The sequence below is a fragment of the uncultured Hyphomicrobium sp. genome (assembly GCF_902826555.1).
Classification (GTDB): Bacteria; Pseudomonadota; Alphaproteobacteria; order Rhizobiales; family Hyphomicrobiaceae; genus Hyphomicrobium_C.
The window spans coordinates 1-23,942 of the sequence record NZ_CADEFI010000016.1; the positions used below are offsets into that span (position 1 = coordinate 1).

Below are 23,942 nucleotides of genomic sequence, written 5' to 3' on the forward strand. Positions count from 1 at the left end.
TTTTTGACGGGTGATGCTTCGGTGGGGACTTTTGACGATTTTCGCCAGTGAGATCAACGGCCCGTTAAGCCCGTGGCGATCCCGGCAGGATTCGAACCTGCGACCCCCTGCTTAGAAGGCAGGTGCTCTATCCGACTGAGCTACGGGATCTCGGCCACAATCGACGTTACATGCGTCGCATGACGGGCTCTATACCAGATTGCGCGGACAGCGCCCAGACCCCGCCCCGCGGGCGTTTGGCCCGGCGAAAGCGATCCCTGCGATGCTAGTGGGTCCAAGATCCCAGACGGCCGAACTTGAAGTTGTCGGCGTAGGATTTGCGCACGAGACCGCGCGGCTTGGGCTCGTCGAGCCGATACGGGATGCCGTTGCGCTCGGCATAGGCTATGGCCTCGTCCTTGGTGTCGAACTCGAGACGAAGCTGGGTGCGCGTATCGGACGAGCTGGTCCAGCCCATCAGAGGATCGATCTGGCGCGGCACGGCAGCCTCATACTCGAGCAGCCATTCTTTCGTGCGGGCGGTCCCCGACTGCATGGCGGTTTTGGCCGGTTTGAAAATGCGCGCGGTCACGGGATCCTCGACTCTCGCTCTTGGACTGCGTTTCAATACCCCCGGACCGGCGCTGCGACAAGGGTTGCGCGAGGCGCCAATGGTCTCAGCGGCGCAGGACGAGCTCCGACAGATCGGCGCGTGCCTGCCATCCTGCTCGCTCGAGCTCCGGATCGAGATGCTCCTCGACGGGCCGGCCGAGGCAGAGATAGGCGATCAGCGACCAGCTTTCGGGCACATCCAGGGCGCGGGTCACAACCTCGGGTTCGAGAATCGAGACCCAACCGACGCCGATTCCCTCGGCGCGGGCGGCAAGCCACAACGTGTTGACGGCAGCCACGACAGAGAAGCGGAGCATCTCGGGCATGGTCTGGCGGCCGAGGCCTGCGCCACGCTCCGTCGCCTCGTCGGCAAAGATCGCGAGCTGGACGGGAGCGGCTTCGAGGCCTTCGAGCTTGAGACGCGCGTAGAGTGTGCGCACCTCTCCGTCATAGCCCTCGAGCGCGGCCTGATTGGCGCGCCGGAAGGATGTCCGCACGGCCTCGCGACGCGGCGGGCTTTCGACGCGAACAAAGCGCCAGGGCTGGCAGTTGCCGACCGACGGCGCGTGGGTCGCCAGCTCGATCAAGCGGTCGACGAGGCCATCGGGAAGCGGATCGGCACGGAAGCGGCGCACGTCGCGGCGCCACAGCACCAGCTCGCGGAAGGCTGCCGCAAACTCGGGACCGAAGGCCGGCGGGCTGGCGCGATCTGCGGTCATCACCCGACCCCATCGATCACGTGGAGAAAGGTGCCGGTCACCGATCCGCGCCGCGCGCCGCGCTCAGGCACATTGTTTCCGCTCGCGTCGTGCGCGGCGACCAGCGGCTCGTCGGTCACCGCCGTCGTGGACGCGAAGTGAAACTCGTGCCCCATGACCTCGGTGCCCGACGGGCCTAATGCAGACGGCGCCAGGGTGCGTGCACGCCGATAACCGAGGCTCATGCGCGGTTTCGCGAAGGAGGTTTCAACGCCCAACAGGCCGGCCATGGCATGGCGCGCCCCGCTCGCATCCTGCAAGCCCTCGCCCAACACCATATAGCCCCCGCATTCGCCGTGAATAAGCACGTTCGCGGACGCCAGGGCGCGCAGGCCCGTGTGGAACCGGGACGCGTTCGCGATCCGGCCGGCGTGGAGCTCCGGATAGCCGCCGGGCAACCAGACGGCGTCGGCACTCGCAAGCGGTGCCTCGTCAGCCAGCGGCGAGAAGGGGATCACCTCGGCTCCAGCGCGGCGCCACCCGGCAAGGAGGTGCGGATAGGAAAACGCGAAGGCGGTGTCGCTCGCGAGCGCAATGCGCTGGCCGGGGGGCGGAAGACCCGGCGTGGGGCTTGCGGACGTCGGCAGGCGGTGGGGGCGTGCCGCCGCCAGGATCCGATGAAGATCGATGGCTTCCGCCACGACATCGGCGATGCGGTCGAGGTGCTCGTCGAGGCCGCTCGTCTCGACCGCCTGCACCAAGCCGAGGTGCCGCTCGGGCAGCGTCAGATCATCACGCCGCGGTAACGCGCCAAAGCAGGGGAGCCCGATGGCGTCGAGGGCGGGCGTGATCATGTGCGCGTGCGCCGCGCCCGCGACACGGTTCAGGATGACGCCGGCGATGGGCACGTCGGGGCGATAGCGCGCGCAACCGAGCGCGAGGGCCGCTGCGGTCTCGGCCTGAGCCGACACGTCGAGCACGAGCACGACCGGCCAGCCCGTCAGCGCCGCGAGATCGGCCGTTGAGGCGCGCGCAGTCTGGCCGGCATCGGCTACGCCATCGAACAGCCCCATGACGCCTTCGGCGACGACGACGTGGGCGGTGTCGCCGTGATGACAGACGATGTCTGCGAGAACGGACCTGCGCATGGCCCACGTATCGAGGTTGTGCGACACGCGTCCGGCGGCGGCCGTATGAAACGCGGGATCGATATAGTCCGGGCCGCATTTGTAGGGTTGCACCACATGGCCGCGCCGCGCGAACGCGCGCATTAGACCCAGTGCGACCGTCGTCTTGCCTGCGCCGGAGGCGGGAGCGGCAACGATCAGGCCGGGGGCGCGCGCGACGGCAGTCATGGCCTCACCATGCCGGATGCCAGAATAGCGCGGAGGCCGGCGATAGAGCCGATGACGATAACCGCGGGAGCTTCGATCCCATTCGAGCTTGCAGACTCGACGACATCGGCGAGACAGGTGTCGACGACGTGCTCTTGCTCACCGGTGGCGTGCGAGATGATGGTTGCAGGCGTTTCCGGATTCATGCCGCCGCGCAGGAATGCCGCCGCGATCTCCTCCAGCTGCGCCAGCGCCATGTAAAGAATGATCGGCTGCCCGGTGGCGGCGAGCGCTTCCCATGCCCGCGCGGCGTCATCGCCCTCGGCGCGATGGCCGGCAGCGAGGATGATGGCGTGGTTGGTCTCGCGCGTGGTGGCGGGAATGCCGGCGAGCGCGGACGCGGCCAGCCCGGATGTCAGCCCCGGGACGATGCGATAGGGAATCCCGGCGCCGATCAGCGCGTGCGCCTCCTCTCCTCCGCGTCCGAACACGAACGGGTCGCCGCCCTTGAGGCGGAGCACGCGGCGACCGCGCTTGGCCTCGACGACGATCAGCTCGTTGATGTCGCGCTGCTGCGGTGAGGGCCGGCCGCCGCGTTTGCCGGCGAAGTGGATCTCGGCGCCGTCGCGGGCAAGGCGCAGGATGCGTGCATCGACCAGCGCATCGTGGACAATCGTATCCGCCGAGCGCAGCGCATGGATGGCCATGACCGTCAGAAGACGAGGGTCGCCGGGCCCCGCACCCACAAGCCAGACCTCTCCCGGCCTCATGTCCGGGAACGCGGGGAAGATGTCCGGCGGGAAGTCCATGGGCTTTGCACTACGTCTTCGACTTGAATCCGACGGGCGGAACGCGGGCAATCCCGCCGCTTCGGATCGATTGCGGCCTCTCCATCCACGGGACGATGCCATCGGCCGAGCGCGCGAATGCGAGGGCCGCCGTAACGATGTCCCCGACATGGGCCTCGGCGTCGAGATCGCCGACGAGATGTGTCCATTTGCCGGGGCCCGCGAAGGCCACCGTACAAGGGCGCCTGCAAACGGCAAGGCATTCGACCGGCGTGACCGTCAGCTGCGCCAGACCACGGGCCGCGACCTCCCGATCCAGGGCCTCGGCAAGCCCGGCGCCGGGAAGATCGTAGCCCAAGGGCATGTCGTCGCGCTTGCGCCGGCACGTCGTGCAGACAAAGATCGTCGCGGCGGCGGGCTCACGGCCTTCGGGATCGGGGGAAGTAATCAAGGTCTTGGGACGCCATAATAAAACGGCTGGAGCAGGGCGCGCCAGGCGATCAGCGGATTGAGATAGCCTTTCGATGCAAGGGCTGTCAAACAGGGGCATATCGCCGGCCGCCGGACCCACCTCATGACGCTTCAGCTTCCCCGTCTCACCCTCGTTCTCGGCGGCGCGCGCTCGGGCAAGAGCCGCTACGCGGAAGGGCTCGTCACGGCGCTGCCAACTCCCTGGATCTACGTGGCGACGGGAGAGGCGCGCGACGAGGAAATGAAAGAGCGCATCGCCCATCACGTGCGCCGCCGCGGCCCGGGATGGGTGACGCGCGAGGTGCCGCTCGATCTCGCGGAGGTGATCCAGGCGCACGCGGCCGATCCGCATCCGATGCTCGTCGACTGCCTTACGCTGTGGCTCTCGAACGTCATGCTGTCGGAGCGGGACGTGGCGGCCGATCGCGCGCGACTGTTGACGGCGCTCGACGAAGCCGCGGGACCGATCGTGCTCGTTTCCAACGAGGTGGGCCTCGGCATCGTACCCGACAATGCGCTGGCGCGGGCGTTTCGCGACGAGCAGGGGCGACTCAACGCGGCGGTCGCGGCGCTCGCGGACACCGTGGTGCTGATGGCGGCCGGGCTGCCGCTCGTGCTCAAACAGGCCAAGCCGTGACCGCACGCGCAATCATGCTCGCCGGCACGGGCTCCGATGTCGGCAAGTCTCTGATCGTTGCCGGGCTGGCGCGGCTGTTCACGCGGCGCGGGTTTCGCGTGCGTCCTTTCAAGCCGCAGAACATGAGCAACAACGCGGCGGTGACGAAGGACGGCGGCGAGATCGGGCGAGCGCAAGCGCTGCAGGCGCATGCAGCGCGCACGGAGCCCACGGTGCATATGAACCCGGTGCTGCTGAAGCCGCAGAGCGAGACCGGCGCTCAAGTGGTGGTTCAGGGTCAGGTGGTGGGCACCGTCGAGTCGGCGGCTTTTCTGGCCATGAAGCCCAGGCTGATAGAGCCCGTGCTCGAGAGTTTCGGCACGCTCGTCGAAGAAAGCGACATCGTGCTCGTCGAAGGAGCGGGCTCGGTGGCAGAGGTCAACCTGCGCGCGGGCGATATCGCGAACCTCGGCTTTGCGCGAAGAGCAGGCGTGCCCGTCGTGCTGATCGGCGACATCGACCGCGGCGGCGTGATCGCGAGCCTGGTCGGGACGCAGGCCGTACTGCCGGCGGAGGATGCGGCGATGATCGAAGCCTTCCTGGTCAACAAGTTCCGCGGCGATCCAAGGCTCTTCGCCGACGGCATGAATGCAATCGCCGCGCGCACGGGATGGGCGCCGCTGGGCCTTGTCCCCTATTTCGCGGGTGCGCGACGGCTGCCGGCGGAGGATGCGCTGGCGCTCGACAGCTACGCGCGAAGCGCAAGCGGCTCGGGCAAGCCGCTCATCGCGGTGCTTGCCTATCCGCATATCTCGAATTTCGACGATTTCGATCCGCTGCGACTCGAAAGCTCCGTCGACGTCGTCTTCGTTCGTCCCGGCGACGTGTTGCCGAGCGCAGCGCAGCTGGTCATCCTGCCCGGCTCAAAGTCGACCATCGCCGATCTCGGAGCGTTGCGCGAAGCTGGATGGGACGTCGATCTCGCCGCCCACATCCGCCGCGGCGGCCATGTGCTCGGGATGTGCGGCGGCTATCAGATGCTCGGCAGAGCGGTGAGCGATCCGCGCGGCATCGAAGGCCCGCCACAGACCGTGCCGGGACTGGGTTACCTCGATGTCGAGACGACGCTGCTGGCAACGAAGGTGCTCCACGAGGTCGCCGGAACCCTGTGGCAAAGCGACGTGGCCTTCTCCGGCTACGAGATGCACATGGGCGAAACCGTCGGCGAGGGCGTGCGGCGGCCGCTTCTGGATATCCGCGGGGGACGGCCGGATGGCGCGGTGAGCGCAGACGGCCGTATCGGCGGCTGCTATGTGCACGGGCTTTTCGCGCGCGACGCTGCGCGGGCTTGCTGGCTCAAGCGGATCGGCGCATCGGGCTCCGCGTTCAACTACCAGCAGGATCTCGACGCCACGCTCGACCGTCTCGCCGATCACCTCGAAGCGCATGTGGACTGCGATGCACTCTTGGCGCTCAGCCGCGCCCCTTCACTCTGACATCACCAGAAGATAACCAGCACGGCGAGCGCAAGCAGACCAACGACGGCGCCTTGCAGAATGTAGGCGATGCGGTAAAGGCGAAGCGCGCGATGGATGTCCGCGGCGGTGGCGTCGCGGCGGCCGGAGCCCATCCAGGCGTCGTCGACGCGCTTGCCGCCATAGCTGCGCGGGCCGGCGAGCGCGAGGCCAAGCGCGCCCGCCATCGCGGCTTCCGGCCAGCCGGCATTGGGCGAGCGGTGACGTGGCGCATCGGTGAGCGCGCTCAGCGCCGCCGTGCGCCAGTCGGCTCCGGGCATGACACGGGCAGCTGCGACCAGCCAGATCGCCGACAAGCGCGACGCGGGCAGGTTGACGAGATCGTCGAGGCGTGCGGCCGCCCAGCCAAAGGCGAGATAGCGTTCGGATTTGTGTCCGATCATGCTGTCGGCAGTGTTGATGGCCTTGTAGGCTGCGCATCCCGGAAGGCCACCGACGATCAGCCAGAACAGCGGCGCAACCACGCCGTCCGAGAAGTTTTCGGCGAGGCTTTCGATGGCGGCCCGGGACACCCCGGGCTCGTCGAGCGTCTCGGGATCGCGTCCGACGATGCGCGAGACGGCCTGGCGGCCTCCGGCAAGCCCGCGCGCCTCCAGTGCCTCCGCGACGTCCGTGACGTGGTCGTCCAGACTGCGGGCGGCCAAGAGCGTGCTCGCCAGCAGGGCTTCGACAATCAGCGCGGCCCATACGGGAAGCGCGAGATCCAACGCGTGGTCGATCAGAAGCGCGGCCGACACCGTGACCAACACGACGGTGGCGAGCGCCAGGATGCCGCGCAGGCGGGCGCGCGCAAAGGAAAGGTGCCCCTCGTTCCAGACCATCTCTGCGCGCGTGATCAGGGTGCCCATCCACGTGACGGGATGACCGATGCGCGTCAGCAGCGCCTGAGGATAGCCGGCTATGGCCTCGACGAGGAGAGCGAGAAATGCCAGCGCGAATGCCATCGAGTGTGACCCATGTCGGGAGCAGGAGCTCGCTGCCTACCATACGTGGGACTTCGGCGAAACAACGCCTCACATCGCGAGCAGCGCAAAGAGAAGAAGAGATTCCATGATCTCGATGCTGGCGCCGTGGCAGTCGCCGGTCATGCCGCCGAGACGCGCACGCCAATAGAGCGCGAAGAGCGCCGCCAGCGGGACGGCCACGAGCAACGCCGGCGCAACGAAAACCGAGACAGCGGCCAGCACGAGGCCTTCCAGCGCGACGACCTGTGTGCGGATGCCGGCCGCAAGGCGGCTGCCCAGCCCCTCGGTCAGAGGCGGCACGGAGCGCCCGAGCGCCAGTGTCGCCCAGCGCGCCCACGCCGTCACGAGCGCGAGCCCGGCTGCGACCTCGGGCAACGGGGCGCGCTCGGCAAGCGCTGCAAGCAAGACCAGCTTGGCCATGAGCACGAGCGCAATGGCAACGGCGCCGAAGCTGCCGAGGTGGGGATCGCGGGCAACCTCCACGAAACGGTCCGGATTGCCGTGGGCGGCGCCAAGACCGTCGGCCACGTCCGCCAAGCCATCGATATGGAGGGCGCCGGTCACAAGCACCCAGGCGAGCACGCCGAAGAGCGCGCCGATCCAGGGATTGACGGCGGTGCCCAAAGCGACGGCTGCGGCGACGAGCGCGCCGATAATCGCGCCGACGACCGGCAGCCAAGGTGCGGCGCGCGCAATGTCCCTGGCCCCGCCGGCTGCCAAACGCGGCGTCGGGATGCGCGTCAGGAATGCAAGCGCCGCGAGAAAGCCGTTCATGATGCTCGCTCGTTCGGCTGCACGATGTCGATCAGCTCGCCCCAGAGGCCATGGTCCGCATGGGCGCCCATCTCGACACGGATCAGCGTCGCGCAGGCGATGCGCACCGCCCAGAGGCGTTCGAGCGGGATGGCGAGCATGACGGAGAGCGCCATGCGGATCGTTCCACCATGGGCGACGACGAGCACCGGGCCGTCTTCACGCGCCGCAAGCCGGTCGAGCGCGGCGGTGACGCGGGCGCGGACGCTCTGCATCGTCTCCCCGTCCGGTGGCGGGTTCGCGTCGGGATTTTCGTAAAAGGCGGCGAGGAGTGGATCCTGCGCCAGATCACTGCGCTGCTTTCCGTCCCAGTCTCCGAAATCGATTTCCGCCCAGTCGGGGTCGATCACGACATCGCCGTCCGCATGCGCTGCCGCGATCTCGGCTGAAGCTCTCGCGCGCGCCAGCGGCGAAGCGACGATCGCCGACCATGTGCGTCCGGCCGTCTGCCGTGCGATCGCGGCCCGTCCCCGCGCCGAGAGCGGCGGGTTGGTGCGGCCGAGCAAGGCGCCTTCGGTCTCCGTTGCACCGTGGCGCAGGAACTCTACGACGGTCATGGCGTGCTCCGGCCGGACACGGCCGCCTCATCGAAGGTCGCCATGCCGTTGTGGAGCGCGCATGCGAGGCGCAGCACGGCGAGAGCGGTGGCGGCGCCCGATCCTTCACCCAAGCGCAAGTCGAGATCGAGAACCGGACGCGCTCCAAGCGCGGCGAGAAGGGTTGCATGTCCACGCTCGGCCGAACGGTGGGAATAGATGAGCCAAGGCGCGCACGACGGGTTGAGGCGCGTGGCGGCAAGCGCGGCGACGGTGACGATGAAGCCGTCGACGAGCACGGGGCGGCCCGCCTGCGCTGCGGCGATGATGGCGCCGGTGAGCGCCGCGATCTCGAGGCCGCCGACGCAGGCCAGCACGCGGCGTGGATCGGCTCCCGGCCCGTCGAGCCCATGGCGCGCAAGACTGCTTGCGATGACCTCGACCTTGTGCGTGACCCCGGCCGCATCGAGGCCGGTGCCGGCGCCCGCGATTTCATCCGGGGATTTGGCGAGCAGCGCGGCAGCGATGGCAGCTGCGGCCGTCGTGTTTCCGATCCCCATCTCGCCGAAGAGCACGAGGTCAGCTGCGACCTCCGCTTCGACCGCGCGCTTGCCGGCCGCCAACGCAAAGGCGAGCTCGTCCTCCGTCAGCGCCGGCTCGACCGTGAAATCGCGCGTGCCCCGGCACGGCTTGTCAGTCACGACACCGGGCAAAGGTTCGGGCGCCAGCGTGCCCGCGTCGATCACTTTCAACGGCACATCGAGCGCCCGGGCCAGCACGGCCACGGCCGCGCCGCCGTTGGCAAAGTTCTTCAGCATCTCGACGGTCACAGCCGACGGATAGGCGGAGATGCCTTGTGCCGTGACACCGTGGTCGCCGGCGAAAAGGATGATCGGCGCGTTGGCGGCGCGCGGACGCTCCGTCGCCTGGAGAGCCGCAAGCCTGATCGCCAGCTCCTCGAGCATGCCGAGCGAGCCGGCGGGTTTCGTCAGCATGGCCTGACGGGCGCGCGCCGCCGCCCCATGGTGGGCGGAGGGAGCGGGGCACGGTGTTTCGATCCAGGTGGAGGGCATCTCTCTTGTGACGGCTCCCGGCATGGCATTCCTGGCTGGCTGCATGGCACGCTATGCGGCGGCCGGCAACTGAGCCGTTGGCAATTGATCTCGGCTGGCGCCTGTGCGAGCGATGGCCCGGCCGCGGATGTTTGGCGCCCGCGCGTTAACCTCAAGGGACGGCATGAAGCTCAGGCGCGTAACGGATGGCGCGGCGTTCGCGGTCGAGATCGCGGCGGGCGACGGCTGGGTGGATGCGGGCGCGTTGCTGCGGGGCCTTTCGCCTGCGCTCGCGGACGCGGATATCGCCCGCTGGTCGGGCGATATCGTGGCCCTGCTCGGGGCGCCCGACGATGTTCGTGCGCGCCTCGCCGAAGCAGCCGCGGCGCTCACGGCCGAGCCGGCCACTGCAGCGCGACGCGTGGTGCTTCCTTTCGAGCCGCGCTCGTTTCGCGACTTCATGCTCTACGAGCGCCATGCGATCGACGCGGCGCGCGGCTTCGTGAAGACCTATATGCCGGGCGCCTGGCCGTTCGTTCGCGCCTATGAACGGATCATCGGCCCGCCGTTTCCCCTGCTCAAGCCGTCGCGGCTCTGGTATCGCGAGCCGATCTACTACATGGGAAACCACCTGGCCTTCGCGGGCGACGGCGAGGGCATTGCGATCCCGTCCTATGCCGACGGTGTCGACTATGAACTGGAGCTGGGATTCGTGCTGAAGAGCGCGTTGTACAACGCAGGTGCCGAGGAGGCCGAAGCAGCGATCGGCGGCTTCGTGGTCGTCAACGACTTCACCGCGCGCTCGGTCCAACGCAACGAGATGCGCTCAGGCTTCGGCCCACAGAAATCGAAGCATTTTCGCAACGGACTTTCGAATGCCGTCGTCAGCGCGGACGAGGTCCTACCGCGATGGGGCGATCTCAAGGGCGAGGTGCGCATCAACGGAAGGCTTGTCGCGGAACCCTTGAGCGCGGGCGCGCGCTGGACGCTCGGCGAGGCGTTGGCACACGCCTCGCGCTCAGAACGGCTTTATCCCGGCGAGCTGTTCGCCACCGGTACGCTGCCCGGCGGCAGCGGCATCGAAGCAGGGCGCATGCTCAGCGCGGGCGATACCGTCGAGATCGCGATCGACGGCGTCGGCCGCCTTCGCAACACCATTTGCCGAGAAGGATGAGCCCATGCAGGTGATCGATCTCTCGAAGCCGGTCCGCTTCAACCGCGACGATCCGTTCTTCATGCGGGTCAAGGTCAAGCACAAGCCGCACCGGCTGGCGAAGCTGCTGGTGCGGGCGCTCGGTTTGCCGTTCCGTCTCTTCCCGCGCGATTTCGCCGGCTGGGCCGACGACACGATCCGCATGGGCGTGCACGCGACGACGCACATCGACGCGCCATGGCATTACGGGCCGACTTCAGCCGGCGCACGAGCGCAAACCATCGACGAGATCCCGCTCGAACGCTGCATCGGGCCGGGCGTGGTGCTCGACCTTGCGCACAAGGCGGACGACGACCCGATCACGGTCGCCGACATGGAGGCCGCGCTCGCGAAATCCGGTGCAACGCTCACCGAGCACACCATCGTGCTGATCCGCACCGGACGCGACCGCCTGATGGATACGAAGGACTTCTGGAAGACGGGAACCGGCATGAGTGCTGCTGCCACCGAATGGCTGCTCGACCGGGGCGTCAGCGTCATGGGCATCGACCAATGGGGGTGGGATCTACCGTTCCGGGCGCAGATCGCCAAATCGCGCGCGACGGGGGACGCGAGCCTGTTCTGGGAAGCGCACCGGGTCGGCCAGCGCCGGCCCTTCTGGCACATGGAGCAGCTCACGAACCTCGGCGCGCTACCGCCGTACGGATTCGAGGTTGCGGTGTTTCCCCTCAAGATCGTAGGGGCGTCGGCGGCTCCCGCGCGGGTCGTGGCGCTTCTTCGCTGAGGGAGGCTCTTGGGCACTCCGCTGATTTAGCTATCTATTCTTCCGTTTCATTGCGCCGTTGACGTCCTATCTACCCCAAAAAAAATCGGCTTCGGGGCTTGGGTCGGGAATTTTTCCCTGTAGAATGGGACATTATTCCATACCACATGCGATGCCGCCCAGGTCCCGATGAAGAAGCCCAAGCCCGCGCCGGCACCCACCCAACTCGACCCTAGCCACCCCAATTACGACGCCATCCTGCTCAAACGCGCGCGGCTCGAAGCGCACCGGCGGCGGCGTGCCGAGAACAGCGGGGCGCTCGAAGGCAAGGGGTGGGAAAGCGCTGCCATGGTGAAGCCGGGCAAGAAGCCGGCCCAACGGCGCGGCGGAGACTAGCGCGCGCCATTGACCCTGCAATCGACGGCCCCATGTTTGCCTTATCGCTACAGCTAATAGGGCGCGGCAGGCAACGACGGGACACCTCGATATGAGCCGACCGACAGACGATGCGGACGCGGTCAATCTGGCCACCGACATGCGGAGCCTGTTTCCAAAGTTCGAGCCCTCGCGGCGCGAGGCCATGCTGACCACGCTCGCCACCGGATTTGCGCTCGCGACGCAGCCGGTTGCGGCCGAAACCACGATCACCACCGACGCGAACGGCCTCGAAGCCGGCGAGGTGCAGGTTCAGGCGTCCGATCGCGCGATCCCGACCTATCGCGCGAAGCCTGCGCAGGGCGGCCCGTTCCCGGTCATTCTCGTCGTGCAGGAGATCTTCGGCGTGCACGAGCACATCAAAGACGTGTGCCGGCGCCTGGCAAAAGCGGGCTATCTCGCGATCGCGCCGGAGATGTACGTGCGGCAGGGCGACGTGGCCGGCTTGAAGAGCATCGACGAGGTTCGCGCCGTCGTGGCCAAGGTTCCGGACGCGCAGGTGATGAGCGACCTCGACGCGACCGTGCAATTCGCCGCCTCCGACGGCGGCGATGTCGAGAGGCTCGGTATCACGGGCTTCTGCTGGGGCGGACGCATTACCTGGCTCTATGCCGCGCACACCGCGAAGCTCAAGGCGGGAGTCGCATGGTATGGCAGGCTCGTCGGCGAGACGTCTCAGCTCACGCCAAAGCATCCGGTGGACATCGCCGGCGATCTCAAGGCGCCCGTGCTCGGGCTCTACGGCGGGGCCGACCAAGGCATTCCGCTCGATACCGTCGGGGCCATGCGCGGCGCCTGCGCCAAGGCCGGCAAGACGTGCGATATCGTCGTCTTCGAAGGCGCTCCGCATGCGTTCCACGCGGACTACAGGCCAAGCTACCGGGCCGAGGCCGCCAAGGAAGGCTGGTCTCGCCTTCTCGCTTGGTTCAAGCAGCACGGCGTCTCTTAAGTCCAGCATACCAATTTGTATGGCGCGCGGTCCTTGTTCGCGGCGGGAGCGCCTCCAAGGTCTTCCAACATTGGAAGACCTTGGAGGACACCCATGCACAACCTTATGAGTTTTAAGACTGCGGCGTGCGCAATCGCAGCGTCGTGCGTTCTCGCGAGCGGCGCGCTTGCCGATACCAGCTGCAAGAGCCAGGCAGACGCCAAGAATCTCCATGGAGCAGCGCAAACGAGCTTCATGGGCAAGTGCGAGAAGGACGCCAAGGCGAAATGCGATTCGGATGCCAAGGCGAAGGGGCTTCACGGCGCCGCCGCGACCAGCTTCACGACGAAGTGCGTCAAAGACGCGACGGGCGCGTAATCGCGAATTGAAAGCCCTGGAGCCACCGGCCCCGGGGCTTTCTCTCGTCACTCGGAACTCATCACGCTGGCACGGCTCGCCTATCTCTCGCCGACTGCGCTCGATCCGGACTCGCCGCTCGAGGCACCGGAACTCGCCGACGCGTTGGCGTGGTGCCAGTTTGCCGGCCCCTTTACCACGGGCTTGCCTTGGAAGGTGCCGTCCGCGTTCTGCTCTCTGTTCGCGTTCTCCTGCACACTCGACTGCTGCGATTCTTTGTCTTTCAGTGTTTTGTCTTTAGCGATCGCAGCCGGGGTGGCGCCGAGAAGGGCCACGAGCGCGATCGCCGTCATCATCTTTTTCATCGGGGTTACTCCTTTGCACCCGCGGCACACCGCGGTGCTGGAGGAGAACGTATCGCAAGATTTTCGGTTCCTCTCGTTACGCATCCGTAAACTAAGCATGCGCGCCTAAGCGCCACTTTGCATCTGCGCTTGGCGGCGACGAGCACGGACGAATAGAATGCCGCTATCGCTCCGTCACTCCAGAGGCCATTCGTGATCAAGTCGTTGACCTGCCTTTCGGCACTCGCCGCGTCGCTCGCCTGCGCGACGACCGCCTTCGCGTTCGAGACCTACAAAGTCACCGGTATCAAAGCCGGCGACACGCTCACGATCCGGGAAGAGCCCGACGATGGCGGCAAGCCGGCAGACTGGAAGGAGCTAGGACGAATCCCAGCCGATGCCAGCGATGTCCTCGGCACCGGACGCTCGAAACTCGTCGGAGAGCAGCGGTGGTTCGAAATCTCGTTCCGATCGACACGCGGCTGGGTCAACGCCAAGTTCCTCGAAGGCGCCGAATTCGCCGACCTCAAGGGCGCGACCTTCACGTGCGCTGGCGCGGAGCCGTTCTGGGGCGTGACACTGGGACCGGGCGAAGGCGAATACAGCGATCCGGACTCCCAGACCAAGCTGACAACAGATCGCGTTCAACCGGCCACGGCGCGCCTGTTTCCCCTTCTCTATCGTCTCACGGATACCAACGGGCGAAAGGTCCGGGCGACGGTGTCGCAACAGGACTGGTGCTCGGATGGGATGTCGGAGTACGACTACTCATTCCAGGTCTTGCTCTCGAACGACGACGATTTTCAGCAGGGCTGCTGTGTCCTCAATCGATGAAGCGATCCACGCAATCGTCAGTTTGAAAAGATCGCCGCTGCATGAGAGAGCCCACTAACCCGCGGCGGCCGACCGTTGCCTCGCCCAGATGGCGCGGAACACGCAACCGCCCATCGCCACATGCGTCTTTGCGCCGATCCTCAAGTCCAATCCTGGCCTGGCTGAAACGCGAAAGCGTTGCGGTCCTGGCCTTGAGCGGCGCCGCGCTGACGGTGCTGGCCGAGCTGGCGAAGGCCATGCCGTTCGCGCCACCGTTCTCGCTTGTGCTCATGCGATGGCGGGAATTCACGAACGATCTCTGGCGTCCGCCCCTCGATCTTGCCGGCATCGACGTTCATCAAGACATCGTTGCCGCGCTCAGCGTCTCGGCGTTCATGGTTCTCTTGGGGATCGGGGCGAGACTATCGGCACGTCTCAGCGGCCAGCCGTTGGCCCCCATGAGCCTCGGCCGCTTCTTCGACGACCAGACATGGCCGAGCCTGATTGTGTTCGCAGCCCTGTGTCTCGTGTTCCTGCTGGGTCACGGCGACGCGGACCGATCGGATGTCCTTACTTTCATGGGCAGCGAAGAAGCCGGAAAATATGGCTTCGCGGTCCTTGTCACGGCCGGCTATTTCGCGGGAGACTTCATCGGCCACCGGCAATTCCACCTCCGGCTCTACCGGCTGGCCTGGATCGTGGCGGCGATCTCAGCCGCAAATCTTGCCATGATCCATTTCGGCCCGGCCGGCTGACGAAAAGGCGGCCTTCGACCTCCGGCAACTTGTGCTTCTACGAAAACGACGCGGCGCCCCGAACGGAGCGCCGCGCCTCATTTGCAACTTTGGGAGAAGCTGCCGGAAAGATCAGAACTTGTACTTAAATCCGGTCCAGATCGTCCGCCCCTGGCCGGCTTTGATGCCGTCCTCGCGATCGGCGATGTAAAGCTCATCGAGCAGGTTGTCGCCGGCCACAAAGACGCTGGCACCGGTCCCGGCGATCTTCCAGTTCGCGCGCGCCGACAGCAGCCAGACGTCCGGCACGAAGCCATCCTCGCCCTCGGGGTCGCCGCCATAAGGCGTGTTGCCCTCGTCCGTGAAGAAGCCGCCGCGATACGTCCACGACACGCTCGCATCCCAGCCAGCCGCATGCTCGATGCCGACGGTCAGGTGAGCGAAGTGGCGGTAGACCTCGGGAAGCCTGTTGCCGTTGACGACTTCCTGCTCGAAGTTGGCCGGATCGTCGCAATCGAGACCGGCATCCTCGTCGCATTCAAAGAGCGAGCCCTTTTTGATCTTTGCGTCCGAGAGCGTGTACGTACCCTCGAAGAAAACATTGAAGGGGCTGCGGGTGAAGGGCTGGCTGTCGAGGCGGCCGTACACCTCAAAGCCATTGATCTCGACCTCATCCATCGTGTGATAGACGTTGTTGCCCGCGGCGTCCGTGCCCGCTCCCTTGACCTGATAGTTCTCGATCAAGCTGTGGAACGCGGCGATATCGAAGGTCACGCCGCGGATCGCCGTCGAGCGCAACCCGATCTGGAAGTTGTCGCCGATCTCGTCCTCAGGCGGGAAACCGGCAATGGCTTCACGCAGGACATGGGTGGTGAGACCGCGGTTATAGCCGCCATAAACGGTCGACTTGTAGAGGCCGGTGTAGGCGAAGGAAATGCCCGGCAGAACGTTCGTCGTGTCGAACGAATCCGTTGTGCGGTCACCGCTATAGCCTTCGATCTCGACGCAGTCGTCGACGCTCGGGTCGATGATGTTGCAATCCGGATCGTTCTCCAGATCTTCGCCCTCGCCTTCTTCCTCCGTCGCGGCGCGGGTCAAACGCGACACGCGATAATGCTCGAGCCGCAGGCCCGGCGTGACGTTGAAGGTGTTCGTCAGGTGGATGGTCGATTGCAGGAATGTCGAGAAGGCATTCGCATCCGTGTCGGTATCGAACACGGTGGTTCCGCTCTCGTCACCATCTTCCAGGATCTGGCCCTGACGGCCGAAGAAGTTCTTGTTGGTGAAGTCATTGTACTCGTAACGGATGCCGACCTGAATGTCTTGGCGCAGACCGCCGATGAACGGCCGGTCGGCGAGCTCAGCCCGTGTCTCGGCACCGAACTGGCGATAGGTCCTGAGACGGCCAAGCATCACGCCTTCCGGCACGAATACGTCGTCACCGTCGATTTCCGCGGCGAAGCCGTCATCCTCCTCGCTCGGATCCTCGCCATCGAAGTTCTGATAGCGGTCGCGGCGATGGTGGAAGCCATAGAGCCGCGACGTGATCGTCGTCGTGTCGTCGAGGTAGTAGTTGTGAACGAGCTGCAGCCTGGTCACGTCGGCGTTGTAGGTGTTGAACCGCGCGCCGGGGTTGACTAGCGACTTCAAATGCCCGGTCTCGAAGAAGAGGCGCTCGGCATTGCCGGGGCCGTCGTCCTCGTCGCCCTCGAGGTTGGCCTCGTCGTAGTTGTCACGTTGGCGGAAGTGCACGGCCGAGAACGTGACATCCGAGTTCACGCCCTTGAGGCCGATGGCGCCGTAGAAATCGTTGTAGCGCAGTCGCTCCAGATCCCAGGCGCCGTCCGCTTCCGCACCGCTGTAGGAGAACACGACGCCGACGTTGCCGATCCCCTGGCGCGTGTGCACGTGGCGCGTGTTGGAGACGCCCTTGTCGCCGTCCTCGGTGAAGCCGATGGAGGCGCCGATCACCGTCTCATCGGGGCCGAAGGGCGACAGGTTGCGGAAGTTGACGATGCCGTGGTTGTTGAGCGGGCCGTGATTGATCACGGTGCCGCGCAGCACCTCGATGCTCTCGAGACGATCGATCGGAGGCACATAGTGCACCGACGGATCGATCCAGACGCTCATGTTGATCGGCTGTCCGTCCTCCAGGTGCAGAACCTTGCGGCCACGGCGCGGCGGCGAGCCGCGCACGCCGATGCCGCCGTGGCGTCCGAAGCCGTCGTCGTTGATGACGTTGACGCCCGGCACGCGCGTGAACACGTCGTTGATCTGCCGCGGCTGGAACTCGTCGATCTGCTGCGTATCGACGCGCGAGGCCGCAGACGAGAACTGCTCAAGGTTGCCGGGCAGGATGTTCGACGGATTGATCGGAGACGTCGGGGAATTCTCAGCACGCGCCCTTGCGCCGGCGCTGTTGGCGGCTCCATAGGGTGAGTTCTGCTCAACCGGAGCCTCTTCCGCAACGGGCTCGACGGCGGGGGCGGGCGCCGCCTTCTTTGCGGCGGGGGCGGACTTCTTGGTCGCGGCCGGCGCCTTCTTCTGAATGACCTGGACTTCCGGCAAACCTTGGCCGGCCGGCTCGGCCGCCTTCTGCGCAAGCGCCGCGCCCGAGACGAGGCAGCTCGCGCCCGCCATCATCAATATTTTTCCGATTTGAGTTCGGCTGATTGGCATTCCCCACTCCCCTGGTCACGCTGCCGTAGGACATCCACCGGTGATGGCTTGCCGCCGGTATGTTTCCTGATCCCGAACGACCTATGGTCGGAGAGGGACGGCGAAGGGAATGGCACTACTTCCCGATACTGTCCGGGTGACTTGATTTTATTTTGCTGTGGCAGACGCGCATCTGATTTAGGGTGCCGAACATGGCAATGTTCCTGTAATTCCAGGAATTTTTCTACTTTACGTACTGCATCTATACTTCCGTATTTCTACTGATCCCCCTGCGCCGACCACTGCGGGGCATAGGGGCCGTTCGTCTTCGGGAGCGCTCGCAAAGTTGTGAGTCCTCTCCATCCGGGAACGTCTTGCAGTGGGCGAGCCGGCGGGTAAAGTCGGCGGCTCATAAGCAACGATATAACATTGAATGGGACACCCCGATGCCCGCCTCCTCACGTCGCGTCATTGCACTCACCGCCGGCCTCTGCTTGCTCCTCGGCGCTGTCGCCCAGGCCGCTGATCCGTCCTTGCCGCTGCGCAAGGCCGGACTTTGGGAGCTTTCGACGACCATGGACGAGGGGCTCGGTCCAAAAGACCAGACGCTGACCATGTGCATTGACGCGGACATGGAGCGAACGACGGCTGCAGCCAGCGCAGACGAGCACACCAAGCAGTGCTCGAAGTACAGCATCAGCCGTCAGGGCGAGAGCACGGTCGTGGACATGGCATGCCAGTTCGCCAGCCGTCACGTTGCAAGCCGCACCGAAATGAGCGGAGATTTCGAGAAGACATTCGAAGTGAAGATCGAAAGCACCACGTCGGGCGAGCACAATCAACAGACGGTCAGCGTCAAACGGACCATCATCCAGAAGGGCAAATATCTCGGCGAGAGCTGTGGCGATCTGGCCGGCGGCGAGGCCAAGGGCGCCGATGGCGCCACGATCCTCGTGCAATAAAATAGCGGTCCTTTGTGCTGCCCCCCTTGCGCAAGGCGAGCGCGCCGCCCAGGCCTGAAGACGCATCCGAGAGGATGCCGGCCGAACTGCGCTCGAAGCTCAGCACGCGATGGAACCAGCTTCCGTTTCGCTGGCAGATCCTGATTACGATTTCGATCGTGGCGCTGCTCGCGAGCGTGCTCAGCGGCGTGTTCGCCGTTGTCGATGCCCGAAGCCGGGCCGACATCGAAACGCAGGCGAACATCGAGCTATGGGCCAATCATATCGCTTCGAAGGTGCGGCAGGTCGAAGGGGAAAACCAGCTTCAGGAGTTCGCCAACGCGCTCGATATCGAGATGGCGAACATTCGGCACGTGTCTGTCACGGTCCGCGATGCGAACGGAAATGCCGTCGAGCCCGCTCACCATCATACGGCAAAGCCCGAGGTGCTCGAAGCGCGCGCGCCGAAATGGTTCGTTGATCTCGTGCAGCCGGACATCGAATCCCGCATCGTCGATATCGCTCCAGGCGGACGGCTCACCGGGTCCGTCCTGATCAGCGGCGTCCCCGATGACGAGATCGCCGAAGCCTGGGAGCTGTTGAAGCTCCTGGCGCTGCTTTGGCTCGGCGCCATCGGCCTGATGATGACCGGCCTCTATTTCATTCTCGGTCTCGTTCTCAACCCGCTGGCGCGATTGGGAAGCGGAATGCGCGAGCTCGAGGTCGGTCATTTCGGCTTCCGGCTCGACATTCCGCATATCCGCGAGCTCGAACCGATTGCCGCCGCATTCAACGAGCTCGCTGCAGCTTTGGGGCAAGCCAATGCCGAGAACAGCCGCCTCTATCGGCAGCTCATTGTCGTTCAAGAGGAGGAGCGGCGCGAGATCTCCCGTGATCTGCACGACGAGTTCGGTCCTTGCCTGTTCGCCATCATGGCGGGGACGTCTGCCGTCGCCCATCACGCGAAGTCTCTTCCCGCGGCGCAGGCGGCGCCCATCCTGTCCTGCGTCGACGAGATCGTGCAGGTGTCGAACCATCTCAAGAGCCTGAACCGCGGCCTGCTCAACCGGCTGCGTCCGATCGCGCTCGGCCGCCGCACGATCTCGGACCTGATTTCGGAGCTCGTCGCAACATTCGAACGGCGGCACAACGGCATCGTGTTCCATCTCATCATCGACGGATTGCCGGCGACTTTCGGCGAAGGTATCGACCTCACGCTCTATCGTTGCGTTCAGGAAGGGGTGACGAATGCCATCCGTCATGGCCGCGCACACAGCATCACCATCGAATTCCAGGAAACGCAGTCCGGAGGACAGCCGGCCATCGAAGTCCGTGTCACGGACGACGGTCGCGGCATCGGGGAAATGGACCAGTTCGGCTACGGGCTCTCCAGCATGCGCGAGCGCGTCCATGAATTCGGCGGCTCGGTCAAGATCAGCCCCGTTACCCCGAGCGGTGCCGTTCTCGCGGCGACAATTCCCCATTCGAGGGACAGCATGAGCGACGGGACTACTGCGGCGAGCTGATCGAGGGGCGCTGCTACATCACGGCGCCTTTTCCGGAACATTCCAGATCTTTGCGGTTCCATCGAGCGATGCCGTCAGGATCTTCTTTCCATCGGGACTGAATTCCGCCATCTCGACCGCTTTCTCGTGCCCTTCGAGGGCGGCGATCAGCGTGCCGCTGCGGACGTCCCAAAGGGCGGCGCGATTGTCGTGCGCGGCCGTGACCAGCTTGCCGCCATCCTTGTCGAATTGCACGCTGCTGATCAGCCGGCGGTGGGCGCCCGACATGGTCGCCAGCAACTCCCCGGTCTTTGCATCGAAGACACGCGCCATCTTGTCGGCCGAGCCGATCGCAACCCGGCTCCCGTCCGGGCTGAAGTCAGCGCATCGGACGCCGCGGGTCGGCCCGGTCAATTCCAGCAAGAGAGCCCCAGTCTTGGCGTCCCAGATCTTTGCGGATTTATCGCTCGAGGCCGTGACGATGCGGGTGCCGTCGGGGCTGAACCGGGCCATGGCGATCATGCTTGCATGCCCGCTCAGGGTGAGCAAAACCGCGCCGCTCGCGGCGTCGAACACGCGCGCTTTGTTGTCGCTCGACGACGTGAGGATCGTCTTGCCGTCGGGGCTGAAGGTGGCACCCGTCACCCATTCGTCGTGGGCCGAGAGGGTAGCGATTTTTGCGCCCTTGGTGTCCCACACGACGGCGGTCTTGTCGTGCGAGGCGGTGACGATGCGGCTGCCGGTGGCGTCGAAAGCGATCTCCTCGATCATGGCCTGATGTCCGACGAAGTCAGCCACATGAGCGCCGGTCTCGGCGTTCCACAGCTTCGCGGAGCCGTCGCGCGTGGCGGTGGCAATCAATTTGCCGTCGGGGCTGAACGCCACTCGCCATACGCCTTCGCTGAACCCGTCGATCGACAGAAGCTCGGCGCCTGTCGTCGCATCCCATATGCGGACGGTGCGGTCGTTGGCAGCTGTCGCGACCCGGCTGCCGTCCGGACTGAAGTGCGCGACGGTCAGGTCCGACGTATGACCACGCAACGTCGCGTGCACGAGCGACGCCGGCTCCGCGCGCGCTGGATTTTCCACGCCCCCCAGCGCCACGCCCAGCGCGGCCAGGAGAAAAAAGGCTTGGCTTGTAGCTCGAATGCGTCTCGTCACCATGCGGCACTCCATTGTGCTCACCTCAAGGGCTGCCACGTCGGATCATCGAAGCGCTCCGGGTAGCGGGCGAGCGCCGTGTCGATCTGGATGATGCCATCGATGGGCGTCAGCTCCCCACCGCGGCCGGCGACCGCCTCGGCACCCGCGACAATGTCCGCGAGAAGCGTCTTGAGATCGGGTTTCGCCGTGAGCGGCACCGCAGCGTCGGCCTCGATGCGATCAGCCTCCTTGCGGATCCGCTCCGCGAAGCTGCGCGCGCTTGCGGGCGGCATACGGCGGTGCGTCACGAGGGTGTGGCTGTCGAGCGTCGCTTTGCGGATGGCGGCCATTCCGGAGCGAAGCACGTCGTCGGCCGGCCACTTTGCGTCTGCACTTGCGGCGATGCCGATCGTTGCCGCGTCCATGACCGCCGCGATCAACAGCATCGCTGTCAGGATGGCCAGGCATCTGCCAATGGCGGAGCGCGCGTGTGCCATGGCGTTACGGCTTCACGAGGACGCCCCACGGCAACCGTCCGACGGGCACCGATTTTTCCGGCTTCAGCGTCGCCACGTCGACGATCGTCATGTCGTTGGTGAGCCCGTTGGCCACGTAGAGCTTGGCGCCGTCCGGAGAGAGCGCCATGTGCCACGGCCGCTGCCCGACGAGGATGTAATCCTTGATCGCGTAGCTGGCGACGTCGACGACAGCCACACGGTTGGCCGTGCTGAGCGCGACGAACGCCGTCTTGCCGTCCTTCGTGAAGCGGATACCCATGGGCTGGATCAGCTCGCGCCTGACGCCCGGAATCTCGAAGCCGAATTTCTTGATGATCTTGCGCGAGACGGGATCGATCACCGCCACCGTGCCGCCGATCTCAGCCGAAACCCACACCAGCTTGCCGTCGCGCGTGAACTCGGCAACGCGCGGGCGCGTGTCGACCAGCACGTTGGCCGTCACCTTGAAAGTCTCATTGTCGATGAAATGCGCCATGCTGGTCTGTTCGGACGTGGCGACGGTGAACTTGTTGTCGGGGGAAACCGCCATGCCCTCGGGCTCGACGCCGACCGGGATCTCGGCCAGCACCTTGCCGCTGACCCGCTCGAGCACCGTCACGTATCCCTCGTCCTCATTGGCGATGTAGATCCGCTCGCCCTTGGGATCGACGTCGAGCAGCTCGGGATCGGGGCCGGATTCCAGCGTGCGCACCACCTCCAGCGTCTCGGTATCGACGACGTCCAGCCGGTTGTCGTCGCCGACGCAGACGAGAAGCTCCTTGAAGTCCGGCGTCAACGCCATGCCGCGCGGCCGAGCTCCGGTCGGGATCGTCTTGACGATTTTGAGCGTCTCGCTGTCGATCACGGTGACGGTGTTGTCCTTTTCGTTGGAGACGAAGATCGTCGCCGCTTCCGCAACTTGCACGTCGAAAGAAGCAACAGCCGCCGCGAGTACGGCTGCCGCAGAAAAGCGCATCATGGGTCGTCCTCTCCTAGAGCGATGTTTTTATTTGTTGAACCGGCACTTCGTTTCAGGCTCATCGAAGCCCATGGTGTCGGTGAGAAACTTCTGGTGCAGAAAGCCGTCCTGCGGGGAAATCGAGACCAGCGTGCGCGGGCCCGATAGCAAGATCGGCTGGCGCATCTGGTGGTCCCAGGTCCTGAACGTCAGGCCAACTCCCTTGAATCCCGCGACCTCGAAATCCTTGGACAGGATGTAGGCATTGATCTCGTTCGGCTTGTTCTTGCCGGTCCTGGTCACCGCCTCGCCGACGACGCGCACGCCGAGCCAACTCGTGAAATCCCGCTCGGTCATGAAGCGTTTGGCTTGCTTTTCGAACCTGTTCTGGAGCTGGGTGCCGGCGTACTGCTCGAACGAGCGATGCCACGCGACGGCCTGCAGCCCCTGCGAGCCGACAACCGGCCTCGGCTCATAGGTGCGAAACAGCAGATAGTCTCCGAATGCCTCGCCCACATCCGAAACGAAGATCACGTCGTAGTCCGGCGCGCCCTGAGTCAACAGCGGCATCTGAGTCTGGATCTGCTGATGGCCGGAGTCGGTACGCCGCGATCCCGCATCGAACTCGTACTCGCGCTCGAGCACGATCTTGGCGCCGAATTTCTGCGCCGCCCGGCGGATGGCCGCGAGATATTCTTTGTCACCCGGCGTCGTGCCGTACACCACGAACCATCTGCGCCACTTTTTCCAAGAGAGATACTGCGCGAGCGCGTCGGCCCGCATGGCCCAATTGGGAATGACGTGAAAGACGTTGAGCCGGCAATCCTGTTGGCGCAGCTCGTCGCTGCTCGAGCGCACGTTGAAGATGACGGCGCCCTTCGCCTCGGGCAAATCCGCGACCGCCAGCAGGTCCGACGGCTCGAGATCGGCGACGATGAGGCCCTGCCCGCTCGCGAGCTGAGCCTTGACCATGGGCACGATATCCTCGGTCTCCTTCGCCACCACCTCGACCAGCTCGAAATGCTGCTCGACGAGCCGGCCCGTCATGTTGTTTTCTTTGATGGCGAGACGCGCGCCTTGGATGCCCTCGTCTGTTAGCACCTTGTCGAGGAGCGACAGCGGGGCCGGCTCCGGGTAGCGCTTGGCGACATAAAGCACCTTCGTCACGAGCGCACCGGGCGCCGCCTCCGCGGGCGCTTCGGGGATGGCGACGGCGGGCGGTGCCACCGCCAACCATCCCCCGAGGAGCACGAGAGCGGCCGCCGAGCCGGACTTAACAGACTTAGCCAGGACGAGCAGCCGCTGTCTTTTCAT

The 23,942-nt window shown here is 65.5% G+C and carries 26 protein-coding genes and 1 tRNA gene; 11 read left to right on the forward strand and 16 right to left on the reverse strand.

Features of this window, described 5'->3' with window-relative positions; all coding sequences use genetic code 11:
* Positions 1-73: 73 nt before the first annotated feature.
* The 6 genes from QZV93_RS08795 to QZV93_RS08820 all read right to left on the reverse strand — a co-directional run bounded on the left by QZV93_RS08795 (position 74) and on the right by QZV93_RS08820 (position 3,862).
* A tRNA-Arg gene (locus QZV93_RS08795) sits at positions 74-150 on the reverse strand.
* Positions 151-265: 115 nt separating this feature from the next.
* The gene (locus tag QZV93_RS08800) at positions 266-571 is read right to left on the reverse strand and encodes an ETC complex I subunit (RefSeq protein ID WP_295557698.1); all 306 of its coding nucleotides are present in this window, start codon (positions 569-571) and stop codon (positions 266-268) included.
* An 85-nt stretch (positions 572-656) separates the two neighbouring features.
* Positions 657-1,310 carry a 5,6-dimethylbenzimidazole synthase gene (gene bluB, locus QZV93_RS08805; protein ID WP_295557699.1) on the reverse strand — a complete coding sequence of 218 codons (654 nt, stop codon included), beginning with the start codon at positions 1,308-1,310 and terminating at the stop codon, positions 657-659.
* Complete coding sequence (locus tag QZV93_RS08810; protein WP_295557701.1) at positions 1,310-2,644, reverse strand: cobyrinate a,c-diamide synthase; 1,335 nt, start codon at positions 2,642-2,644, stop codon at positions 1,310-1,312. The genes bluB and QZV93_RS08810 overlap by 1 nt, the downstream gene beginning before the upstream one ends.
* On the reverse strand, positions 2,641-3,432 hold the full coding sequence (gene cobA, locus QZV93_RS08815; RefSeq protein WP_295557703.1) for a uroporphyrinogen-III C-methyltransferase: 792 nt from the start codon (positions 3,430-3,432) through the stop codon (positions 2,641-2,643). Before cobA ends, QZV93_RS08810 begins: the two co-directional genes overlap by 4 nt.
* 10 nt (positions 3,433-3,442) lie before the next feature.
* Positions 3,443-3,862, reverse strand: coding sequence for a DUF1636 domain-containing protein (locus tag QZV93_RS08820; RefSeq protein WP_295557704.1), 420 nt, complete (start codon positions 3,860-3,862; stop codon positions 3,443-3,445).
* A 123-nt stretch (positions 3,863-3,985) separates the two neighbouring features.
* Here QZV93_RS08820 and cobU point away from each other — a divergent pair, with 123 nt between their 5' ends.
* A complete protein-coding gene (cobU, locus tag QZV93_RS08825) occupies positions 3,986-4,519 on the forward strand; it encodes a bifunctional adenosylcobinamide kinase/adenosylcobinamide-phosphate guanylyltransferase (RefSeq protein WP_295557706.1) in 534 nt (177 codons plus the stop codon).
* Positions 4,516-5,994: a cobyric acid synthase gene (locus tag QZV93_RS08830; protein ID WP_295557708.1), complete on the forward strand. Its 1,479-nt coding sequence runs from the start codon at positions 4,516-4,518 to the stop codon at positions 5,992-5,994. The genes cobU and QZV93_RS08830 overlap by 4 nt, the downstream gene beginning before the upstream one ends.
* Positions 5,995-5,996: 2 nt before the next feature.
* Here the strand turns inward: QZV93_RS08830 and cbiB are convergent, their stop codons facing one another.
* The 4 genes from cbiB to cobT form a co-directional block, all read right to left on the reverse strand.
* A complete protein-coding gene (gene cbiB / locus QZV93_RS08835) occupies positions 5,997-6,977 on the reverse strand; it encodes an adenosylcobinamide-phosphate synthase CbiB (protein ID WP_295557709.1) in 981 nt (326 codons plus the stop codon).
* Between the two features lie 69 nt (positions 6,978-7,046).
* Positions 7,047-7,772 carry an adenosylcobinamide-GDP ribazoletransferase gene (gene cobS, locus QZV93_RS08840; RefSeq protein ID WP_295557710.1) on the reverse strand — a complete coding sequence of 242 codons (726 nt, stop codon included), beginning with the start codon at positions 7,770-7,772 and terminating at the stop codon, positions 7,047-7,049.
* Entirely contained in the window at positions 7,769-8,368 is a 600-nt protein-coding gene (locus QZV93_RS08845; RefSeq protein WP_295557712.1) for a histidine phosphatase family protein, read from the reverse strand. Before QZV93_RS08845 ends, cobS begins: the two co-directional genes overlap by 4 nt.
* Positions 8,365-9,420, reverse strand: a complete 1,056-nt coding sequence (gene cobT / locus QZV93_RS08850; RefSeq protein ID WP_295557814.1) for a nicotinate-nucleotide--dimethylbenzimidazole phosphoribosyltransferase — start codon at positions 9,418-9,420, stop codon at positions 8,365-8,367. The genes QZV93_RS08845 and cobT overlap by 4 nt, the downstream gene beginning before the upstream one ends.
* A gap of 163 nt (positions 9,421-9,583) precedes the next feature.
* Between cobT and QZV93_RS08855 the strand changes: the two genes are divergently transcribed.
* The 5 genes from QZV93_RS08855 (at position 9,584) to QZV93_RS08875 (ending at position 13,056) form a co-directional block, all read left to right on the forward strand.
* On the forward strand, positions 9,584-10,573 hold the full coding sequence (locus QZV93_RS08855) for a fumarylacetoacetate hydrolase family protein (RefSeq protein ID WP_295557714.1): 990 nt from the start codon (positions 9,584-9,586) through the stop codon (positions 10,571-10,573).
* A gap of 4 nt (positions 10,574-10,577) precedes the next feature.
* A complete protein-coding gene (locus QZV93_RS08860; RefSeq protein ID WP_295557716.1) occupies positions 10,578-11,336 on the forward strand; it encodes a cyclase family protein in 759 nt (252 codons plus the stop codon).
* A 168-nt stretch (positions 11,337-11,504) separates the two neighbouring features.
* The gene (locus tag QZV93_RS08865; protein ID WP_295557718.1) at positions 11,505-11,711 is read left to right on the forward strand and encodes a hypothetical protein; all 207 of its coding nucleotides are present in this window, start codon (positions 11,505-11,507) and stop codon (positions 11,709-11,711) included.
* Between the two features lie 91 nt (positions 11,712-11,802).
* Entirely contained in the window at positions 11,803-12,699 is an 897-nt protein-coding gene (locus tag QZV93_RS08870) for a dienelactone hydrolase family protein (protein ID WP_295557720.1), read from the forward strand.
* 105 nt (positions 12,700-12,804) lie between these two features.
* The gene (locus tag QZV93_RS08875; RefSeq protein WP_295557722.1) at positions 12,805-13,056 is read left to right on the forward strand and encodes a hypothetical protein; all 252 of its coding nucleotides are present in this window, start codon (positions 12,805-12,807) and stop codon (positions 13,054-13,056) included.
* Between the two features lie 80 nt (positions 13,057-13,136).
* On the opposite strand, the gene QZV93_RS08880 is transcribed toward QZV93_RS08875, so the two are convergent.
* Positions 13,137-13,400, reverse strand: a complete 264-nt coding sequence (locus QZV93_RS08880) for a hypothetical protein (protein ID WP_295557723.1) — start codon at positions 13,398-13,400, stop codon at positions 13,137-13,139.
* Positions 13,401-13,592: 192 nt separating this feature from the next.
* On the opposite strand from QZV93_RS08880, the gene QZV93_RS08885 reads away from it, so the two are divergent.
* Positions 13,593-14,213, forward strand: coding sequence for a hypothetical protein (locus QZV93_RS08885; protein WP_295557725.1), 621 nt, complete (start codon positions 13,593-13,595; stop codon positions 14,211-14,213).
* Between the two features lie 191 nt (positions 14,214-14,404).
* Positions 14,405-14,947, forward strand: coding sequence for a hypothetical protein (locus tag QZV93_RS08890; RefSeq protein ID WP_295557727.1), 543 nt, complete (start codon positions 14,405-14,407; stop codon positions 14,945-14,947).
* A gap of 111 nt (positions 14,948-15,058) precedes the next feature.
* Here QZV93_RS08890 and QZV93_RS08895 read toward each other — a convergent pair whose 3' ends face one another.
* A complete protein-coding gene (locus tag QZV93_RS08895) occupies positions 15,059-17,569 on the reverse strand; it encodes a TonB-dependent receptor (RefSeq protein WP_295557728.1) in 2,511 nt (836 codons plus the stop codon).
* 461 nt (positions 17,570-18,030) lie between these two features.
* On the opposite strand from QZV93_RS08895, the gene QZV93_RS08900 reads away from it, so the two are divergent.
* Positions 18,031-18,546, forward strand: coding sequence for a DUF3617 family protein (locus QZV93_RS08900; protein WP_295557730.1), 516 nt, complete (start codon positions 18,031-18,033; stop codon positions 18,544-18,546).
* A 74-nt stretch (positions 18,547-18,620) separates the two neighbouring features.
* The gene (locus QZV93_RS08905) at positions 18,621-20,051 is read left to right on the forward strand and encodes an ATP-binding protein (RefSeq protein ID WP_295557731.1); all 1,431 of its coding nucleotides are present in this window, start codon (positions 18,621-18,623) and stop codon (positions 20,049-20,051) included.
* Positions 20,052-20,069: 18 nt separating this feature from the next.
* On the opposite strand, the gene QZV93_RS08910 is transcribed toward QZV93_RS08905, so the two are convergent.
* Genes QZV93_RS08910 through QZV93_RS08925 form a run of 4 tightly spaced genes read right to left on the reverse strand, consistent with a single transcriptional unit; the run spans position 20,070 to position 23,942 of the window.
* The gene (locus tag QZV93_RS08910) at positions 20,070-21,194 is read right to left on the reverse strand and encodes a WD40 repeat domain-containing protein (RefSeq protein WP_295557733.1); all 1,125 of its coding nucleotides are present in this window, start codon (positions 21,192-21,194) and stop codon (positions 20,070-20,072) included.
* A gap of 17 nt (positions 21,195-21,211) precedes the next feature.
* Complete coding sequence (locus QZV93_RS08915; RefSeq protein WP_295557735.1) at positions 21,212-21,670, reverse strand: hypothetical protein; 459 nt, start codon at positions 21,668-21,670, stop codon at positions 21,212-21,214.
* A 4-nt stretch (positions 21,671-21,674) separates the two neighbouring features.
* Positions 21,675-22,649 carry a PQQ-dependent catabolism-associated beta-propeller protein gene (locus QZV93_RS08920; RefSeq protein WP_295557736.1) on the reverse strand — a complete coding sequence of 325 codons (975 nt, stop codon included), beginning with the start codon at positions 22,647-22,649 and terminating at the stop codon, positions 21,675-21,677.
* A 27-nt stretch (positions 22,650-22,676) separates the two neighbouring features.
* Complete coding sequence (locus QZV93_RS08925) at positions 22,677-23,942, reverse strand: ABC transporter substrate-binding protein (protein ID WP_295557738.1); 1,266 nt, start codon at positions 23,940-23,942, stop codon at positions 22,677-22,679.